General features: G+C 40.3%; 18 protein-coding genes and 1 other RNA gene. 3 read left to right on the forward strand and 16 right to left on the reverse strand.

The genetic code is table 11. The annotated features are described in order from the left end of the window. Positions 1-17 precede the first annotated feature (17 nt). The 5 genes from mntR to KR50_RS10320 form a co-directional block, all read right to left on the reverse strand. Complete coding sequence (gene mntR / locus KR50_RS10300; RefSeq protein ID WP_041057927.1) at positions 18-437, reverse strand: transcriptional regulator MntR; 420 nt, start codon at positions 435-437, stop codon at positions 18-20. Positions 438-526: 89 nt separating this feature from the next. Continuing rightward, entirely contained in the window at positions 527-1,399 is an 873-nt protein-coding gene (locus KR50_RS10305; protein WP_041057928.1) for a metal ABC transporter permease, read from the reverse strand. Continuing rightward, positions 1,396-2,298: a metal ABC transporter permease gene (locus tag KR50_RS10310; RefSeq protein WP_041058266.1), complete on the reverse strand. Its 903-nt coding sequence runs from the start codon at positions 2,296-2,298 to the stop codon at positions 1,396-1,398. Before KR50_RS10310 ends, KR50_RS10305 begins: the two co-directional genes overlap by 4 nt. Further along, positions 2,285-3,031 carry a metal ABC transporter ATP-binding protein gene (locus tag KR50_RS10315; protein ID WP_156969501.1) on the reverse strand — a complete coding sequence of 249 codons (747 nt, stop codon included), beginning with the start codon at positions 3,029-3,031 and terminating at the stop codon, positions 2,285-2,287. The genes KR50_RS10310 and KR50_RS10315 overlap by 14 nt, the downstream gene beginning before the upstream one ends. Before the next feature lies 1 nt (position 3,032). Further along, positions 3,033-3,968, reverse strand: a complete 936-nt coding sequence (locus KR50_RS10320) for a metal ABC transporter solute-binding protein, Zn/Mn family (protein ID WP_041057932.1) — start codon at positions 3,966-3,968, stop codon at positions 3,033-3,035. Between the two features lie 283 nt (positions 3,969-4,251). Here KR50_RS10320 and cspD point away from each other — a divergent pair, with 283 nt between their 5' ends. Beyond that, positions 4,252-4,452 (forward strand): cold-shock protein CspD, encoded by a 201-nt coding sequence (cspD, locus tag KR50_RS10325; protein WP_041057934.1) that lies wholly within the window; start codon positions 4,252-4,254, stop codon positions 4,450-4,452. Positions 4,453-4,580: 128 nt separating this feature from the next. Here cspD and KR50_RS18260 read toward each other — a convergent pair whose 3' ends face one another. Next, positions 4,581-4,757, reverse strand: coding sequence for a zinc-finger domain-containing protein (locus KR50_RS18260; protein ID WP_084215551.1), 177 nt, complete (start codon positions 4,755-4,757; stop codon positions 4,581-4,583). A gap of 23 nt (positions 4,758-4,780) precedes the next feature. Then, entirely contained in the window at positions 4,781-5,434 is a 654-nt protein-coding gene (locus KR50_RS10330; RefSeq protein WP_041057935.1) for a reverse transcriptase-like protein, read from the reverse strand. A gap of 100 nt (positions 5,435-5,534) precedes the next feature. Here KR50_RS10330 and KR50_RS10335 point away from each other — a divergent pair, with 100 nt between their 5' ends. After that, positions 5,535-5,924 carry a reverse transcriptase-like protein gene (locus tag KR50_RS10335; RefSeq protein ID WP_041057937.1) on the forward strand — a complete coding sequence of 130 codons (390 nt, stop codon included), beginning with the start codon at positions 5,535-5,537 and terminating at the stop codon, positions 5,922-5,924. Between the two features lie 228 nt (positions 5,925-6,152). On the opposite strand, the gene KR50_RS10340 is transcribed toward KR50_RS10335, so the two are convergent. The 4 genes from KR50_RS10340 to KR50_RS10360 form a co-directional block, all read right to left on the reverse strand. Beyond that, positions 6,153-6,419: a DUF6123 family protein gene (locus KR50_RS10340; protein ID WP_041057938.1), complete on the reverse strand. Its 267-nt coding sequence runs from the start codon at positions 6,417-6,419 to the stop codon at positions 6,153-6,155. Beyond that, on the reverse strand, positions 6,416-7,309 hold the full coding sequence (locus KR50_RS10345) for a 5'-3' exonuclease (RefSeq protein WP_041057940.1): 894 nt from the start codon (positions 7,307-7,309) through the stop codon (positions 6,416-6,418). Before KR50_RS10345 ends, KR50_RS10340 begins: the two co-directional genes overlap by 4 nt. A gap of 20 nt (positions 7,310-7,329) precedes the next feature. Next, positions 7,330-8,175: a sulfurtransferase gene (locus KR50_RS10350; RefSeq protein ID WP_041057941.1), complete on the reverse strand. Its 846-nt coding sequence runs from the start codon at positions 8,173-8,175 to the stop codon at positions 7,330-7,332. A gap of 177 nt (positions 8,176-8,352) precedes the next feature. Then, a complete protein-coding gene (locus KR50_RS10360; protein WP_041057945.1) occupies positions 8,353-11,964 on the reverse strand; it encodes a dynamin family protein in 3,612 nt (1,203 codons plus the stop codon). 146 nt (positions 11,965-12,110) lie between these two features. On the opposite strand from KR50_RS10360, the gene KR50_RS10365 reads away from it, so the two are divergent. Further along, positions 12,111-12,608: a chemotaxis protein CheX gene (locus KR50_RS10365; RefSeq protein ID WP_232304263.1), complete on the forward strand. Its 498-nt coding sequence runs from the start codon at positions 12,111-12,113 to the stop codon at positions 12,606-12,608. 69 nt (positions 12,609-12,677) lie between these two features. Here KR50_RS10365 and KR50_RS10370 read toward each other — a convergent pair whose 3' ends face one another. The 5 genes from KR50_RS10370 to rnpB form a co-directional block, all read right to left on the reverse strand. Then, positions 12,678-13,451, reverse strand: coding sequence for an SDR family NAD(P)-dependent oxidoreductase (locus tag KR50_RS10370; protein ID WP_041057947.1), 774 nt, complete (start codon positions 13,449-13,451; stop codon positions 12,678-12,680). 23 nt (positions 13,452-13,474) lie between these two features. Next, the gene (locus KR50_RS10375) at positions 13,475-14,980 is read right to left on the reverse strand and encodes a carboxypeptidase M32 (RefSeq protein ID WP_041057948.1); all 1,506 of its coding nucleotides are present in this window, start codon (positions 14,978-14,980) and stop codon (positions 13,475-13,477) included. A 285-nt stretch (positions 14,981-15,265) separates the two neighbouring features. Further along, on the reverse strand, positions 15,266-17,215 hold the full coding sequence (locus KR50_RS10380; RefSeq protein WP_041057950.1) for an ATP-dependent DNA helicase: 1,950 nt from the start codon (positions 17,213-17,215) through the stop codon (positions 15,266-15,268). A gap of 93 nt (positions 17,216-17,308) precedes the next feature. Then, a complete protein-coding gene (locus KR50_RS10385; protein WP_041057951.1) occupies positions 17,309-18,451 on the reverse strand; it encodes a THUMP domain-containing class I SAM-dependent RNA methyltransferase in 1,143 nt (380 codons plus the stop codon). Between the two features lie 169 nt (positions 18,452-18,620). Next, an RNA gene (gene rnpB, locus KR50_RS18265) (RNase P RNA component class B) lies at positions 18,621-19,007 on the reverse strand. Positions 19,008-19,031 lie beyond the last annotated feature (24 nt).

The raw sequence follows: 19,031 nt of genomic DNA on the forward strand, positions 1-19,031 counted from the left end.
GGTTTCGGGAGGCTCAATTAAAGTTCTTCTTTTTCCTGAAGACTTCTTAATTCCTTGATCAGCTCAGGGCGATTTTCGAACATTTGAACCAAATCACCAATCCGGTCTATTGAGTTCCAGCTTAAATGATGCTCAATGCCTTCCACATCAGTGTAGATGTTTTCATCTTTTACTCCGATGATTTGTAAAAACTGTTCAAGAAGCTCATGTCTGTAGACAAGACGTTTGCCGATTTTCGTTCCTTTTTTCGTTAATACCAGCCCTCTGTACTTTTCGTAAACCAAATATTCATCTTTGTCCAGTTTTTGTACCATCTTCGTGACTGAGGAAGGATGAACAGACAAAGCATCAGCTATATCTGAAACACGGGCGTATCCCTTGTTATCAATTAATAAATAAATTTGTTCAATATAATCCTCCATGCTTGGCGTTGGCATGTGGGGTTCCTCCTCATTCATCTCCTGCAAAAAAAGACGTGATCAATAAAAAGTTTACTATAAGGTGAAGGTGGACACAACTCGTTCCTTTAAATTTCGCCAGGTTTGTAGAACCATTTAGAAAGTTGACCATGCTTTGGACCAAATAAATAACTGATTGCAAATAGGATGCCTGTTGCAAATGCCATCGATCCTGAAATCGAGGTATCAAGCCAGATTGCCAATCCATATCCGACACAGCTCGCAAAAGCGCCGAAAGCTGCACTTAGAATAAACATCGTTATAAGCTTATCCGTCCACAAATTTGCAGCTGCTGCAGGTGTAATCAGCATGGCGACTACCATGATTGCTCCAACAGCGTCAAAAGCTGCTACGGTTGTAACAGATACAAGGGTCATGAATACATAATGCATAAGCAGCACAGGGATCCCAAGACTTGCTGCGAGTGCAGGATCGAATGTTGTAACTTTCCACTCTTTATAAAATAATGCGATAACAACGATGACCAATAGAGTAATTATCATTAACAATAAGGTAGCTTGCGGGATAGAACCTGCTATAGGTACATCCACTGTATTCCATGGAATAAATGAAATTTCACCCATTAAAGCATGATTCACATCTAAATGAACATTTCCAACAGATGTTGAAATTAATATGACACCGATCGCAAAAAGAGTCGTAAAAACAACGCCAATGGCTGCATCACTGTGTATACCAGTGGACTCAAACCATTGAACCAGCCATGCTGTTAATAATCCTGCAAGCATTGCTCCAATCAGCATGCTCCCTCCATCAAGTGAAGAGGAAATTAAATAAGCTGATACGATCCCTAATAAAACCGTGTGGCTGATTGCATCTGCCATCATGGCCATTTTTCTTAATATAAGTAACACACCGACAAGCCCGCAGCTTATTCCTACTAGCGAGCCTGTTATGAGAATCCATGCTGTATAACTCATTTTCCTTCACCTCCACTTGTACGTTCAGAAAGCACAGTGGTTCCGCGAGATAGGCGTTTAATGGGAATCAGGCCTTTTTTTACGCCAAAAATCATTGAAATAAGAAATAGGGATGAAGAAGTTACGACTATAAATGGTCCTGTAGGAAGATTGCTTTCTGATGAGCTGATCAACGTTCCAACTCCTCCTGCAAAACCCCCGAAAAAACCAGAGAGCAAAAATAAAAAAAAGAGTGAATGGGTCCAGTATCTTGCACTTAAAGCCGGTATAATTAATAAAGCAGCCATTAAAATGACCCCGACTGCCTGAATTCCGATGACGATTACAAGAACAAGCAAAAAAGTGTATAGGCTTGAAAACAGATGTGCATGAATTCCCATCATGTTTGCATGCTGGGGGTCAAAGAGCACGACTTTCCATTGTTTATAAAATAAAAACACCAATACCATTACTAAAAGAGCAAGCCCCCCCATCACATACGTATCCGACCTCACCATTGAAGCAGCCTGCCCGAAAATAAAGCTGTCAAGTCCGCTTTGACTGCCTCCGCCCGTTCGGTTGGCAATAGACAGCAGCATAATGCCTCCTCCGAAAAATACAGACAGAATAATCCCCATCGCCGCATCTCTTTTTATCCGTGTACTTTGTTCAATTCCATAGATAAAAAAGGCCGCTATAAGTCCGCTTATGCCTGCACCTATAATTAAAACAGCAAGTTGTTTTTCACCTGTAAGCAAAAATGCCAGGATCACACCGGGAAGGGCTGCATGCGAAATTGCATCACTCATCAGCCCCTGCTGCCGGAGATTGGACATAACCCCAACCATCCCAGCCGCCATCCCTAATAATACCGTAGAAATAAACACCCATTGGAAATTGCTGCTTTCAAAGAGACTCAACAAATTGATCACTTCCCATCCAATGGATTTCTCCTCCATACGTTTTTTTCAAAAATGATTTTGTAAAGGTTTCATTTGTCGGGCCATAGGCAATCAGCTGCTTGTTTAAGAGAAGAACATGATCAAAATACGCCGGGACTGTCTGCAGGTCATGGTGGACCACAAGCACTGTTTTTCCTTTGCTTTTCAGTTCTTTTAATACAGCAATGATGGTTTTTTCGGTTTTGGCATCTACACCGGCAAATGGTTCATCCATAAAATACAAATCTGCATCTTGCACGAGCGCTCTTGCTAAAAAGACCCTCTGCTGCTGACCGCCGGATAATTGACTAATTTGACGGTTTGCATATTCAGCCATATTCACTTTTTCAAGTGCCTCAAATGCAAGCTGACGATGTTTTTTTCCAGGGTATTGAAACCACCCTATTTGACCGTATAAACCCATTGTGACGACATCTAGAACATTTGTTGGAAAGTCCCAGTCTACTGCTCCGCGCTGTGGAACGTAGCCAAGATGGTTCGTTAACTTTTTTAATTTTCCGTTGAAAAATTCAATCGATCCAGTCATTTTGGGCTGAAGTCCCAAAATGGCTTTAATCATTGTAGATTTCCCAGCACCATTAGGCCCTACTACGCCCGTGAGTGTTCCTTCTTCAATTGAAAAAGTGAGGGAATCAAGCACTATTTTCTTTTGATAAGCAGATGACAAATTTTTAACAGTAAGAGCAGTCACTTTATTCACCATCCTCGTTTAGTGCTTCAGAAATTGTTTTCACATTGTGGAGATACATACCTATATACGTTCCTTCTTCTGTACCTTCTTCACCCATTGCATCTGAATACAGTTCCCCGCCCATTTCAACCTCATGTCCTGACTGTTCTGCTCCTTGAATAACAGCTTGAATAGAACGGTCGCTAATGCTGCTTTCAACAAATACAGAAGGAATTTTGCGGTCGACCAATAAAGTAACGGTTTGCTGGATTTCATTAAGACCAATTTCATCTTCAGTACTCAGCCCCTGCAGCCCTATAACTTCAAGATCATGCATTCGGCCAAAATACCCGAAAGCATCATGTGCGGTAATAAGCACCCTTTTTTCTTCTCCGATTTTTTCCATTAGATCCTCGGATTCTGTGATCAGACGATCTAAATCTGCGAAATATTCTTCTTGCTGGTTTTCCAACGTTTCCACTTCTGCAGGAAGCAGTTCAGCAAGCTCATGTGTTGCATTCTCTAATGCTTCTTTCCATAGATGAACATCAAACCAAATATGTGGATCTACTACATTGGAATTTTCTGAATCTGCCAGCAGATGTTCTTCATCCAGGCTTTCACCAAGAGCAAGAACCGGCTTAGAAGCGGAAATTTGTTCAAAAATTTCATCCATCTTTCCTTCTAAATGAAGCCCATTGTAAAAAACAATATCAGCATTCTGCAGAGCATTGATGTCATTTTGAGTAGCTTGATAAGAGTGCGGGTCCACACCTGGTCCCATTAAAGAAGTGACTTCCACCAGATCTCCCCCGATTTGAGATACAGAATCGCCTATTTGTGATGTCGTAGCCACTACTTTAATGGGGCCATCACCAGTTTGCTGTTCTTCCTCACCACACGCCGAAACGAACCCGCCAAGAAGCATTGCTCCCAGTACAACACTTATTTTTTTCACTTTTTAATTCCTCCTATAACATTAATCTTAATGATTATATTGTGCATACACCAAAGTATTCACCTTCATTATAAATGTTTCCTTGACGCAACTTTAAGTTATAAAGAGATCTATGTCAATCACATTTAATTAATTGAAAATTCAATCTTTTCTTGACGCAACTTTTCCTTTTGATGTATAGTATACGTATCGTGTACTAATGGGTGATTTCGGCTCATAGGATCATGATAAAAAAAAGGGCTTGGGCACGGTGCTGTGCTTTTTAGTATTAGGAGGATGTTGCATGCAGAATGGCAAAGTAAAGTGGTTCAACAACGAAAAAGGGTATGGTTTTCTTGAAGTTGATGGCGGAGAAGATGTTTTTGTGCACTTTACAGCTGTCCAAGGGGACGGCTACAAGTCACTAGAAGAAGGTCAGGAAGTATCATTCGACATAGTAGAAGGCAACCGAGGTCCTCAAGCAGCTAATGTGGTTAAGCTATAATAACATTATATAATTTATAAAGCTGACGTAAAAACGTCAGCCTTTTTTTCATTTAGTGATCAAGCAGAAAAATTCAGGCTGTTGTTTTGGACAAAAACCGATTCATCTATTTAGGTGTGAAAAGGGATTTAAGTTAAATGCTTGCCATACCGGGATATTTTTTCACCAATCGTACATTCCTGTATGCAAAATCGGTGAGCCTTTGTTTTCCCTCTTTCTATTCGGAGCTGTTTTTTAACTAAACAATCCTTGCAGTAGGTCATAAACAACTCATCTACTTCATCAATTACTTTTTTTCGTTTCAACCAGACCAGCTCCTTTCGAAAGATTATATCTCGCTTTTGCTTTTTATCACAGATCCTTCTAATGCCTGAGACGCAAGTTTGTCCGCCTCTTTATTATCATTTCTTCTTATGGCGGTTAATTCAAGCTGTATCGACATCCTCTTTGTTATACCCTCAATTTTATCTATCCAGTTATTTAATTCTTTTTCATAGCACGGCCATTCTCCGTTGAGCTGATTAATAACGACGAGAGAATCTCCATATGGCCTGATTTTCTGATGGGTGACTCCAAGCTCTCCGCACAGTTGAAGACCTCTGTATAAAGCAGCATATTCTGCTTCATTATTGGTATTCAAATGTGTCAGCAAAAGATTTTCACGTATTCTGTACCGTTTATTTCCCTCAGTATAAGTCAGGACAATTCCTGCTCCAGCCATCTGACTGACAGGATTAAAGCTACCATCGAAGTAAAGCTGAACATCTTTTATTTGATCTTCTTCTTTGGATAAAAGCTTTTTATATTCTTTCAGGGTCCATGTCTGACCCATATCATCTTCGATCTTAAGTTCTTTCATTCTTCCTGTTTTTTCTAGGTCTTGAATCATTTTCAATGAGACATCTTCATGCATCCAATCAGATGAAAAAGCTACAGAAGGAAGCGTCGGATGCTTGTAATCAAAATGAAGCCTGATTTCCATAGTAGTCTCCTTTCCTCACACTGACTATTCCTTCATTTTACTCTGATATTGTTCCCCTATGCAAGTATCGCTATAATTAGTAAATAAAGGGGTGTTTTATGTGATTGAGCTATTTATTGACGGGGCAAGCGCCGGCAGCCCGGGAAGAAGTGGCGCAGGAATTTTTATTAAGAACGGGCAGCAGTCACAAAAGCACTCGATCCCTCTTGGCGAGTTAACAAACAATGAAGCAGAATTTGAAGCATTAATACATGGTTTAACATTATGCCTTCCATTCAAAAATAATATCATTTCCTGTAAATCCGATTCTCAGGCTGTTATCGGTGCGGTTGAAAAACAATTTATACGCAATAAACAATATGCTCATTATTTGAAGAAAATCACGGACCTGACTGATCAGTACCCATTATTTTTTATAAAATGGATTCCCAGCAAAGAGAATAAAGTCGCGGATGAGCTTGCCAGAAAAGCCATCCATCAAAATAAATAAAAAGAGGTTGGGACCATGTCTCAACCTCTTCAAACCGGTTCTCTGCACTTCAGGCGGACGCTTTCCGCAGGGAAGGCGCTGAGCCGCCTCCAGGCATTGCCCTGCGGAGTCTCAAGCAGCCGTCATATCCTGCAGGAGTCGCCACCTTCCGCTCCGTTCACCTTAAATTTACTAAAAAGAAAGAACTCAAATTAAACATCTTTCACAGTTCTGTCACAGCCTCGTTCTTTAGATTGAGATACCTTTTTCCCTGAAATGGTTTTCTATTTTCTTTCGTGAAGTAAGACCGGATTGGGTAATTTCCTCGAGAACAGACATATAAAATCCTGAATCAAATCGGTGCTGTAATTTCAACGTTAATTCGATCGCAGTCTGAACCTTTGAATCAGATGCATCAGTGTACTTTTTTCCAAAGTAAATAAACTTTATTGCTTCATCATCCAGCTTAAATCCTTTCGTATGCAAGTCAGCCAAAAAATTTTCCAGTGAATTCATGTTTGACTCCCCATAAAGCTGCTATAGCTGCCCAAAAAACGCCGAACTGTTTTTAACTCATGATGATCAATTATTTCATTGACGGCAGCAGGAACCCCTGACCATTCATTATAAATGTTTTCCGGAAGAGGAACCTCGCAGTGAATTGCAGCGAGTTTTCTTGAAAGATGAAGCATTTCAAGATCTGCCTCGATTTTTTTTTGCTGAGATGGTGTCAGCAAATGCAGATTTTCAATAATCCCATCTATGGAATGGTGATCACGAATTAACTTAAATGCTGTTTTTTCACCGATTCCTCTAACACCAGGATATCCGTCACTGGTGTCTCCCATTAATCCTTTAACATCAATAAATTGAGACGGTGTGATGCCATATTCATCCAAAAACCGTGAATGGGTAAACCGGCTGTACTCACCATACCCTTTCTTGACAAGCCAAATCTCTACATGATCATTAATCAATTGCAAAAGATCTTTATCCCCGCTTACTATACTTACTTTTGTTTCTTCATCTGCCATCTGAGCAATTGTGCCGATGCAGTCATCCGCTTCATACCCGCTGACTCCTATATTAGCAAATGAAAAGTGAGCGGAAATTTCCTTAACCAGATCGAATTGAGGAATGAGTTCGACTGGGGCAGCCTGACGATTCGCTTTGTATTGCTCATAGACCTCATTTCTGAAAGTCTGCTGACCCATGTCCCAGCAGACGGTAACATGAGTCGGTTGAACTTGCTCAATCGCTGTTAAAGAATGTCTTAAAAATCCTTGAATTGCATTTGTCGGATTGCCATGCCGGTTAATCATGAATTGATTTGATATCGCTGTTGCGAAGAAAGAACGAAAAAGCAGAGCCATTCCGTCAATTAAAAGAATATGTTTTTGGTGCATGCGTTGCTCCTTTCACGTGCTTACTTTTTAAAATGAGTTGAATCTCCAATTTCAATTTCGTGCTCGTCATATGAAACCCAGTCACTGTAGCTCCCGGGGTAGAGTTTCACATTTTCGAAGCCCGCCTGTTTAAGCGCAATGAAATTGGGAATAGCTGTAACTCCGCTGCCGCAATAGACAACAATCGGCCGGTCTTTTTCCCAATCTGAAAAGCGATTTGCCTGCTCAGAGTCTTTGAGAAAGAATCCTTCGTGCAGCCCGTCCATCCAATCCCGGTGGATTGCACCAGGAATATGACCTGCCACTCTGTCAATAGGTTCATTTTGACCAATATAGCGGTCATAAGAACGTGAGTCTATTAAAATAGAAGTTGTTTTCCCCGTTACAATTTGTTCTATTTCCCCCACCTCAGCTCGCCAGTTCTCATTAACATGAACAGAAAAAGATCCGGTTGAAGGAGTTGGTTCCTCGGTTGATAACGGCAGCTCCTGAGCTTCCCATTCCTTAAAGCCGCCATTTAAAATAAAGACATTTTCCAGACCGTGATAGCGTAAAAGCCACCACAAGCGAGAGGCAAATGCCCCTTCTCCTCCATCATAAACAATGACAGTGGACTCATTTGAAATGCCCGCGTGTTCAATCGTTCGCTTAAAATCTTCTATTAAAGGAAGCGGATGTCTTCCCCCGTGCTTTTGCGGAGCGCCTGATAAATCCTTATTCAGGTGGAAGTAGACTGCACCTGGAATATGTCCTTTTTTGTATTGTTCACTGCCAGCAGACGGTTCATTTAGAGAAAACCGGCAATCGGCGATCACTACATTTTTTAAGTTTTCCATCAGCCAGGCTGGTGTCACAGTATAACCCATATTACTTTCCCCCTTGTTTATCCATTAATTTTTTAATATGTGCCTTTGGTTCCCAACAGTTAAATTTGTACTCAGGTCTGGTTTGAAAACCAAGACGGCTGCAACGGTAGCTCATTCCCTTTTCCAGCTTTAATACTTCAAAATGAACACAGGTAGCACAAGCGTGAAAATTCTTGTTCATGCGTCTACACGCTTATTTTGTATAGCATCAAATGATTTTTTCCAGTCGACGATTACTTCTTGAGACTGATACCCGCTCAAGCGACCTTCTATTTGCTCGAAAAGATCTTCTCTCCATCTAGTATACAGTTCTTTTCCGGAAGCGGAAAGATGAAGGTCTATCCAGTTCTGCAACCGTGTCTTATGAGTGGAAAGAACTCTCTTTCCCTCTTTTTTTAACCGTTCCTCTAATACTTCCTTCATCTGCTGCTTTTGATTTTTTTCAAAGAAAAGTCTGGTGTTTTTAAACACAGCTTGTTCTTTTTTAAACGAAGCTGGTTCAAAATCGGTAAATAGAGGCGGAAATGACAGCAGGTCCAATTCATTTATAGTGATAGAGGGTTTGATTCCGTCATTCATTATTTTTTCAATAGAGGTCCATTCTAAATCCAACTCATCATTTAGTTGTTTCCTCATATACTGAGCAATCCGGTGATTTACTACCTTTAATTCCTGCGAGAAATCATAACCCAACAAATTCAGGAGCGAACTCATCGCTTTGTTCAACGCTTTTGCAGGAGATTGATCTGTAAAAAGAGAAGGATGAAACGATTCCTTGAAAAAATCACTAAAACGGAAAAACACTCGTTGCTCCATGTAGATAAATAATTCATCAAGTTCCTGTTTAACCCGGAGATTTATCCCATGAAATTCAGGATCGTCAAATTGCCCATGTATGATTTCTTTTGCTTCGGTGAGCTGCTTTATTTTCCTCTCTTTATAAACAGAATTTTGCTCAGCATTGTCAATCAGTTTTCCCAGTTGATGTATCGTTTTTTCAGTGTCTGATTGAGCGGTTTCCAGAACCATTCCAGACAAATCCTCCCGCAGAAATGAATGAAACGAGCGGTTAAAGGAATCAATTCCTGACCTTTCAGCCTCTGAAGAGTTGCTGCTGAGCGCAGCTTGACTCGATACACCGAAGACACGAGGATTTCGTATGCCAAAATTTATCAGCTGATCTTTCATATACCCTAAAACCTGTTCCTTCTCTTCCTCTGTTTCTGCCAGATCAATTGCGTTGACAATAAAAAACATTTTATCTAATTCAAAACTGTCCTTTACTCTTCCAAGCTGAATCAGAAATTCACGGTCTGCTCTTGCAAAAGCATGGTTGTAATAGGTGACAAACAGAACAGCATCGGCGCTCCGTATATAGTCAAAAGAAACATCGGTGTGTCTTGAATTAATAGAATCAGCACCTGGTGTATCAACTATGGTTACGCCTTTCTTTGAAATGGCGGAGTCGAGATAATAATCAATCCTTTCGACAAAGCAGGATTGCTCTTCCTTCGCTGCGTAGCCTTCAAATTCCGATTGATCTACATTAATTTCAGAACCAAGATACCCTTTTATCTGCGGCCAGCCCGTATAGAATGATTGCAGAAAGTTTTTTTCTGCATCCATATTCTCTCGTTTGCTTTCACAAGCTTTTGGAACTTCCTGATAAGCCTGCTCAAGTGAAACTGGATTCATATTGAATTCACGAAAAATCTGCTGCAGATCTTCAAGCAGATCTTTCTCTTTTTTAAAGAATACTTTAACCGTCCCATCTGGAAACTTACTTGATGCCGGCCTGATTCGATTAATAGAAGCTGTGGTTGGATTAGGTGAAACTGGGAGCATTTTTTTCTCAAGCAGTGCGTTAGCAAAGGAAGATTTCCCGGCACTAAACGCACCAAAAAGAGCAATTGTAAAATCTTTATTTTTAATTTTGTCAATGCTTGACAGAAGATGCTGATGTTGTCTGCTGAATCCTCTCAATTCTGCAATTTCTTGTGCTGTTACTTCCAGGTTATGAAGAACCTTAGCTTCATCTATAGTACCTTTTTTGTGTGTTTTTTCAGGCGCACTAAAGACCTTGCTTTTTTCTTCTTTTGAAGCAGCTTGAAATTTTTTTAAATTGGAGACTTTCATCAGATCGTTTTGTTCTTTTTCCCAATCATTTATCCATTCTGCGATCGTCCTGCTCTGATCAGACCCTTGCTCAAGTGATTTAAGCGCTGTGAGTTGATCTTCTACATTCATTATCGTTCTGAGCGCATTTGCTTTTTTATGAACCGTTAAAGACTTAGATTGAGAACTCGTTAAATAGTCTTCCATTTTGTCAGAAGACGTTTGGATAATATCATTTTTAATTACTTCTACTTTTTGTTTAGCTGACAGCCTTATATGATTCGTTAAATCATTGCAGTAATTAATCAGGGATTCACCGCTGACCTCTGCGCCGGGTTTTATTCGGCTTCGAATAAACGGCAAATCAATTTTAAAATTCAATTGATCAATCTTATCCTCTAATGCACGATCTTGTATGCCTGCTTCTTTTAAAGAGGAATGACAGCTATTTTTCAAATGCCAGTCAAGTTGCTGAATAATGACTTCATTCAGGCTTTGCACGAAACTCTCTTCTCTTCTTACTTTTTCCTCAGCCGTTTTTTTTGATGAAAAGAAAACGCCTATTTTAAACGAACGATCATTCGCTTCTAGAAAGTTCCCAGCTTTATCTCTTATAGCTGAAGGCATCAAATAAGCAGAATTAATTACCTTATCTCTTTTTTCATTAAATTTAGTTTCCCACTCTTCAATCGAGTACACCTGGTTTTGACGTTTAAATTCCTTTTCGGCTTCCACTATTTTCTCGCGGCTTCCGGGCTCATTCAATGATAAAAAATCATCATATGTATCCACCATGTGGTCAAGCTGATCGGCCAAAAACTTCTCGTGTTCCCCTTTTAAAAGACTAAGCGAGGAAAGAGCGGTTTGAATGACCGTTTCTTCTTTATTTATCATAATGTTGTTTATCGCTGAACGAATCTCTTCCAGCTGATTGTCAGGGTGGCTCAAGTCTTTTAATGAAGTGTAATAAAATACTTTTGGAGAAGCACCGCCTTTTATAAATGCCTCTTCATTCGCCAATTTAAAAGCTTTAAAAGATAGTTCGTCCTCTTTATGTTTATCAATTTGGTTCACGATCGCATGAACCGGTCGATATTTAGACATGTTTCGAATCCAGTCAAAATTAATTTGTGACTGAACATGATTGTAATCCATCACATAAAAGATTAGATCAGCCAAATGAATAGCAGAATCAGTAGATTGTTTATGCAAATCATCAATTGAATCAATCCCAGGTGTATCTAAAACCGTTACCCCGTCTGGAAGCGATGCTTGCTTGCGGTACAAATCGATCCTTTTAATATCCTCACCGTTTGTTCCAAGCTGAATAATGGATGACTCGTCTAAAGGGGGCATTAGTTGGATCTTTTTATTATCAAGCATGGTTAAGATCAGTTTTTCCGATTTCCCAGTATGGATGGCAATAAGATTCGCACTTGTAGGAATAGGACTTGAAGGAAGAAGCTGTTCTCCTATTAATGCATTAATCATAGCTGATTTTCCTGCTGAAAAATGCCCGCAGAATCCGACGATTAACTCATTTTTTTGCAGTTTATGAGCAAGACGTTTTGCCTTCTGGGCTGTTTTGTCATCTTCATGATTTTTGCAAAGTAACCAGAAATGAGCTAAATGATGAAGAATTTTATCTTTTTCGTCCATAAATACCTCGTCCATTCTTTTCTCTTGATTAACTATCTGCTTTCATTGTACAAAAATTTCGACAAAAATCCTATTAATCCTTGTCATTTTTATTATCTTTCTCTTAACTACGAATCATTTGTCATGGTATAATAGAACTATATAATATTCGGAGGTGTATGATGGTCACGTCAAAAGTAGTCACAAATACATTGAATGGGACAATTTATTCTATTAAAAATGTTATCCCACTGCCCGTTTCCATCAAAAAACCACATATGCTAGATCGTCCCTATGAGCAGCAGAATGTTGGCGTCATGATTGGAATGACCGGTGATAGTAGAGGCCAAATATTAATTGATGGTGAAAAAGAAGCTTTCAGAAAGTTAGGCCTGTGTATGTTCGGGATTGAGCTCGAAGATGATATGCTTCTGTCGTTCATAGGTGAACTCGGAAATATGATCGCTGGCTCACTGGCTGCATCCATTTCTAAGAGCGGTGTAGAACTGGATATTACTCCTCCTGCGGTCATCAGCGGTAAAAAAGCGCTGTTTGGTTTTACTAAGGCCATATTGCTTCCTTTTGTTGTTGAGACAGTAGGAGAATTTACTATTCTACTTGCTTTACAGGGGCATGAGGGCGGAAAAACCTATGATCCCCCTGCCCAAGTTATGCGATAAAAAAAGTAAATAAGTAAAAACCAAAGGTATATTGGCTTTTACTTATTCTCTAAATACCTTTGGCGAAAATTAAAATCCATTAATCGTCATGCCGCCATCTACAAAAAGAGTTTGTCCTGTTACATAACTGCCTGCTTCTGAAACAAAAAAGATCGCGGGACCAATTAATTCTTTCAGCTGCCCTACTCTGTTTAAAGGCGTAACAGCAAGAATCTCGCTTAAATATTTCTCATCTGCTAAGAGCTTTTCAGTCAAGGGGGTTTCGAAATACCATGGGCCTATCGAGTTTACACGGATCCCATCTTTCCCCCACTCAAAAGCTAAAATTTTTGTCATATGAATAAGAGCGGCTTTAGATGCTCCGTAAGCAACCCCGGTGCGCAAAGCCGTTTGACCTGCTACAGAAGAAACGGACAATATACTTCCCCCGTTCCCCTGAGCTCTCATTACGTTTCCAACTTCCTGGGACATCATAAAGGCAGACTTTAAATTAGTGTCCATAATGACAGACCACTCTGCATCTGTCACATCTTCAGCTTTTGAACGGATATTCATCCCTGCATTATTAATTAAAATATCGATTTTACCACTATTATTTATTACTTTGTCTATTGTGCGGCGTATTTCTTCACGATCCGTCACATCCGTTACAACATAGTAGGCTTCCCCGCCCCTATCCTTAATAAAGGCAGTCGTTTCTTTTAATTCGTTTTCTGTTCGCGAAAGCAAAACCACTTCTGCTCCAGCCTCTGCAAGACCGATTGCAAGTGCTTTACCGATCCCTCTTCCCGCTCCTGTAACGACAGCTGTTTTGTTCTCTAATGAAAATGATGGCTGATACATGCTGCATCTCCTTACTCCTCACTCTATAATGAGTAAATCTTCGTATATTTTTCAGTCAGATAGTCTATGAGATACTGTGCGTTCAATCCTTCACCGGTTGTTTCCTTTATAATTTCCAATGGTTTCTTCATTTTACCGTACTGGTGGACATGGGTGATCATCCAGTCTTTTATTGGTGCAATATTGCCTTGTGAAAGTAATTCATCGAAATTCGGAAGGTCTTTGTCCATTGCATGTTTGAACTGAGCTGCATACATGTATCCCAGTGCATAAGAAGGAAAGTATCCGAACGCTCCTCCTGACCAGTGTACATCCTGCAGGACTCCTTCTGCGTCATTCTCCGGCGTGACACCAAGATATTCCTGATACTTTGATCTCCAGATCTCAGGGAGGTTTTCAACTTTCATTTCCCCATTAATCAGCCCTTTTTCGATTTCATACCGGATCATAATATGAAGTGTATACGTTAATTCATCTGCATCTACTCGAATAAGCGATGGCTTGGATTCATTAATGGAGCGGACAAACTCGTTTAGTGGAATGTGATCAAATTGACCATCAGCGTGTTCTTTTAACGTATCATAATAACGGCTCCAAAATGCCGGCTGCCTTCCTACAAAGTTTTCAAAGAACAAAGATTGAGACTCATGTATCCCCATTGATGTCCCGCTGCAAAGGGGTGTACCGATTAAGTCTTCACTAATATTCTGTTCATATAATGCATGACCACACTCATGGATCGTTCCAAATATAGCGCTGCGAAAATCATTCTCATCATACCTTGTTGTCACTCTTACGTCCCCCGGATTTAAACCTGTCGCAAATGGGTGAACTGCTTCATCAAGACGGCCTGCCTCAAAGTCATAGCCAATCTCTTCTAGCATTTTCAAGCTGAATTTTTTTTGAGCTTGTTTGGGGAAATGGGTAAAGATAAAGGAAGTGTCCGGTTTATTTGGTGATTCCCCAATTTCTTTCACAAGAGGAACGACTGCCTCTCTGACTTGCGCAAATACCCGGTCCAGGATCTCAACAGTAACGCCAGGCTCAAAGCGATCCAAGAGGGTGTTGTAAGGGTTTCCTTCAGATCCCCAGTATTGAACGAATCTCCTGTTTGATTCAACGAGTTTTTCCAAATAAGGTTGGAATAAAGAAAAATCAGATTTCTCTCTTGCTTCTTCCCATACACTCTCAGCTTTTGATTGTAGGATTACATATTCTCTGAATTCTTCAGCGGGAATTTTTTTATTTCTTTCATACTCCTGCTGGCATTCTTCTAATGTTTTAACTGTAATTTCGCTTAACTCTTCTTTATGTGAGGACAATCCTGCAATAAAAGAAGCCATTTCATCTGATGTAGATAAATCAAACAACTCACTCGATAACGTGCCAATTACTTGTGAACGCTGATCTACTGCTTTTTTTGGAGCCCCTGTTCGAAGGTCCCAAAAGATTAATCCAAGCGCTTCATCGTATGCCTGCATTTTATTTACATATGTAAGAAATTCTTTCTCTAGCTTTATTGTATTCATGATCTTCCCCCTTTTTCTATCGTACCGAACTATTTTATCATATTTTTCAGAATTGAAGGTGAACATTTTTCCATCTTATCGCCAGAGTGCTGATTCTGCTGTTATTTTTTCAAAAGATTAATGCATCTGTAAAAAAAAGGAGCTTGAGACAACTATCTGTCTCAAACTCTTTGGCCTGTTCTTTCTGCTCATCTAATCATCTCATATTAACGATGCTTACTGCGTTATGTTTATCTTTTTTCAGTCATGTCCCAGCCTCAGCTATAATCGTTTGGTAAAAGGATTTTAATCTCTGTTGATCCTTGACTGCCCTTTATTGATCACAGGTTTAACGGGCAGTATTTGTTCGATTTCATTTAACCACTTTTGATCTTCATCGCACAAAAATAAGTGAACTTCTCCTTTGTCAGAAGATGTTCTGATTAATCGTCCAATCCCCTGCTGCAATCTTAAAAGCATATAAGGCAGATCGACTTCATTGACGGGATCTGATGAATGATTCCTCTTGGCTTCAAACACAGGATCCTGCGGGGGGAAAGGCAATGAATCGATAATAACCTGGCTAAGGCTGCTGCCAGGGATATCAAGCCCTTCCCAAAGATGATAGGAAGACAAGACACTTGAGTGATCATGTTGAAATTTCTCAACAAGGGTGCTTATCTCCTCATCCCCTTCATAATACAAATGGATATCCTGTCCAAGCTCTGGTGCGTAACCATAGCGGTAAAGATCCTGATCTTCTTTTGCGTTAAATAAAATCAGACTTCCCTCGTCATGGCTGCCCAGCAATTGCACTTGCTTTTGGCCTTTTTCAAATTCATCAATAAAATGAATCTCAACACTCATGGCATTGCTGTAATCAAATGGTGAGGACACACTGAATGAATCGTATTGATCAATGCCCAAACTATTGGCAAGATACGAGAAATCTTCTTTTATTGACAGAGTCGCAGAAGAAAAAATTGTCGGGATTTTCTTCGAAAAGACTTCTTCCCTCAATATATCCTCTACCAGTCTTGGCATAATCACCAGTGTCTCATCATCTGCATCTTCTTCAAGCCAAATGATCGCTCCGTCATCTTCCACTAATAACTTAAGAGAGAATAGGACTTGCTCAAGATACTCTTCGACAATCTTCAAATCGTACTCATCAATCATATAGAGCTCGGATTCAAACACAAGCTCTTCGAGGAGCTGGTCAATGCTTTCCTTAAGCTTTTTTGAATAAGTTAATACTTCTTCGTGTCTTACAATGGCGCGCCGTTCAGAGGTCGTTTCATGATCCGCATGCTTGCTTATTGAAGCAAACCATTCATCATGCTGCTCCACAATCCGTTCTATTAAATAAAGCGTCTTTTCCCTGATATCATTGCTTGTTAATTTATCCAGAATAATAGACAGATTGGAAAGAGATGTCCGGTACGTAAGTGCTTTTTGGGCGGCGAATTCCAGCAAATGACCTTCATCAAATACAACTGCACTGGCTTCTGGAAGAAGGGGCAATTGACCCTCTCTTTTTCTGGCTTCCTTTGTCCAAATATGCTCCATATAAAAGTCATGAGAACAAATGATTAAATCTCCTGCAGAGCGGTAGTGCTCACGGTTTAAGGTTTGCCCACATCGGTGGCGTACATCGCATGATAAGCAATCTTGCAGGGAGTCCCAGTTGATTTGCTTCCATTGGTCATCGTCCAAGTATGGAAATTCTTTTCGATCTCCATATGGATAAAAGGAAGTCATTGAACCTTTGCCATATACAAACTCCGGTATTTGCTCATAAACTTCATCCAAGTCTTCGTCTTCACTTTTAGCTGTTGTTTTATCTAATTTTTTCAAGCATAAATATTGTTCTCTTGACTTTGCAAGTCTGACATCTATAGAAAGACCGAGAAGATCCTCGAGTTTTTGAATATCGCCTGTTTTTTTAACCAGCTGCTCGATTAATGTTTCATCAGAACATGCTATGATGGCCGGCTTGCCCGTGTACCTTGCGTAAGGGATTGTGTAGAGCAGGTAAGCTAACGTTTTACCCGTTCCCACACCCGCTTCTGCGAACATAATCGATTTCTTTTTAAATGCCTGCTCCATCTGAAAAGCCATAAAAATTTGTTCATCGCGTAATTCAAGACCTTTTTCGGGTAAAATATCATAAAATACGTCCCCAATCCAGTCCCCTAAGGCCTCGTAAAAAGATTGGTCACTCGTAAGCGGAAAAGGCAATGATTTAGTAGTCAACTTCGCGTTCCCCTTTCTATATCTATCCACGTCTTTAAAACAGCAAGAAAGACATGCACTTTATCAGCATGTCATTTCTGATTGATCTATAGTTTATGAATCTTTTCTCGGCGGTCTGGTTCCCCAGTACTGATAATAATCCGTTCGAATAAACCCGTTAAACAGTTTTCGCTTTTTCGTCGCTGGCTTTCCGTACAGGTTTTCAAAAGAAGGATGAGAAGTAATAATATATTTAGACCAGGTCGGAAATTGTTCAAATGCTTCTCCCATCTCTCTATACATCGTTTCTACCGCTTCTTCCTCGCCAATACGCTCACCATATGGAGGATTCCCCACAATAACACCGTAATCATGAGCAGCTGTGAAATCTTTTACTTGCATTTGCTTAAATTGAATCAGCTCTCCAAGACCTGCTTCAATTGCATTTTCTTTTGCGATTTCAACCATTTTATGGTCAATATCCGTAGCATAGATTTCAAGCGGCTGATCGTAGTTTGCAGCGGATTCAGCTTCCTGCCTGACTTTTTCCCATAAATCTTTTTTAATGATTGGCCATTCTTCAGAAATAAAGTCTCTGTTGAAACCAGGTGCTATATTCTGCCCGATCAGTGCAGCTTCAATCGCAATCGTACCAGAACCGCAAAAAGGATCATGAAAAGGGCGGTCAGGTCTCCAATTAGTCAGTTGGACGAGCGCTGCAGCCATTGTTTCCTTAAGCGGCGCTTCCCCTTGCCCGACGCGGTATCCCCTCTTATGAAGTCCCGCGCCGCTTGTGTCAATGGTTAATGTTGCTACGTCATTGCGGATTGCAACTTCAATCTTGTATGTTGGCCCTGATTCATCTAAGAAGCTATTTCGCTTATAAGAATACTTTAACTTTTCTACAATCGCTTTTTTCACAATAGCCTGGCAGTCCGGCACACTGTATAATTGAGATTTTATCGATTTTCCCGAAACAGGAAATGCTGCATCAACCGGCAGCAGTGAGTCCCACGGCAGAGCTTTCGTCTGTTCAAAAAGCTGATCAAATGAATAAACGTTGAATTCACCCATTACAATCTTGACTCGATCTGCCGTTCGCAGCCACATGTTTGAGCGGACGATCGCTTCTTCATCCCCTTCATACATAATTTTGCCGTTCTCCACTGTCGTTTTGTATCCGAGCTGCTGAACTTCTTTCGCCACAATGGCCTCGAGACCCATAGCAGCTGTAGCAATTAATTTGTACATTGTCATTTAGTCACCCTCTATATAAACTTCAAATTAAAAATTCTTATTCATTCATGCAGATTTAACTGAAATATTGCTCTATCATTAAAAAAAGGGCAGACCCGCATCCTAATGAATGGTCATGCCCTTGAAATGTCTAAGGTTACGTTCTAATTTGGTGCAACCAATCATGATGATCTGTAAGCCATGTTTTGTTCCCTTGTACTTCAAGCACGCAATAGCGCTCGTACACAGGTGGCAATCATCTATCTATCAGCCAAAAGCTGATCCTTCCCTTTGTTCATTTCCTCAGGGAAAGTGCCCCTACCATAGTTTGAGTTTCTCACTCGTGGGGTTTACCTCGTTCCACTTTTATCATTTCTGATAAAACTACGTCACTGTGGCACTTTCAAGAGATGCATACCATATTCATCAGAACTTAGGTACCGTCTCTGCCGTCAAACCGGATTGACCGGAATGCCCCCGCTTATTTTTTCGCGAGGCACGAACACTACAGGCATCTCAGCACCGTGTGAGCATGGACTTTCCTCTATAGCAAACGCTACAGCAATTGCCCGAACATCATGATCGATTCGCCAAGATTTAA

The sequence above is a fragment of the Jeotgalibacillus campisalis genome, from assembly GCF_000829515.1.
GTDB lineage: Bacteria > Bacillota > Bacilli > Bacillales > Jeotgalibacillaceae > Jeotgalibacillus > Jeotgalibacillus campisalis.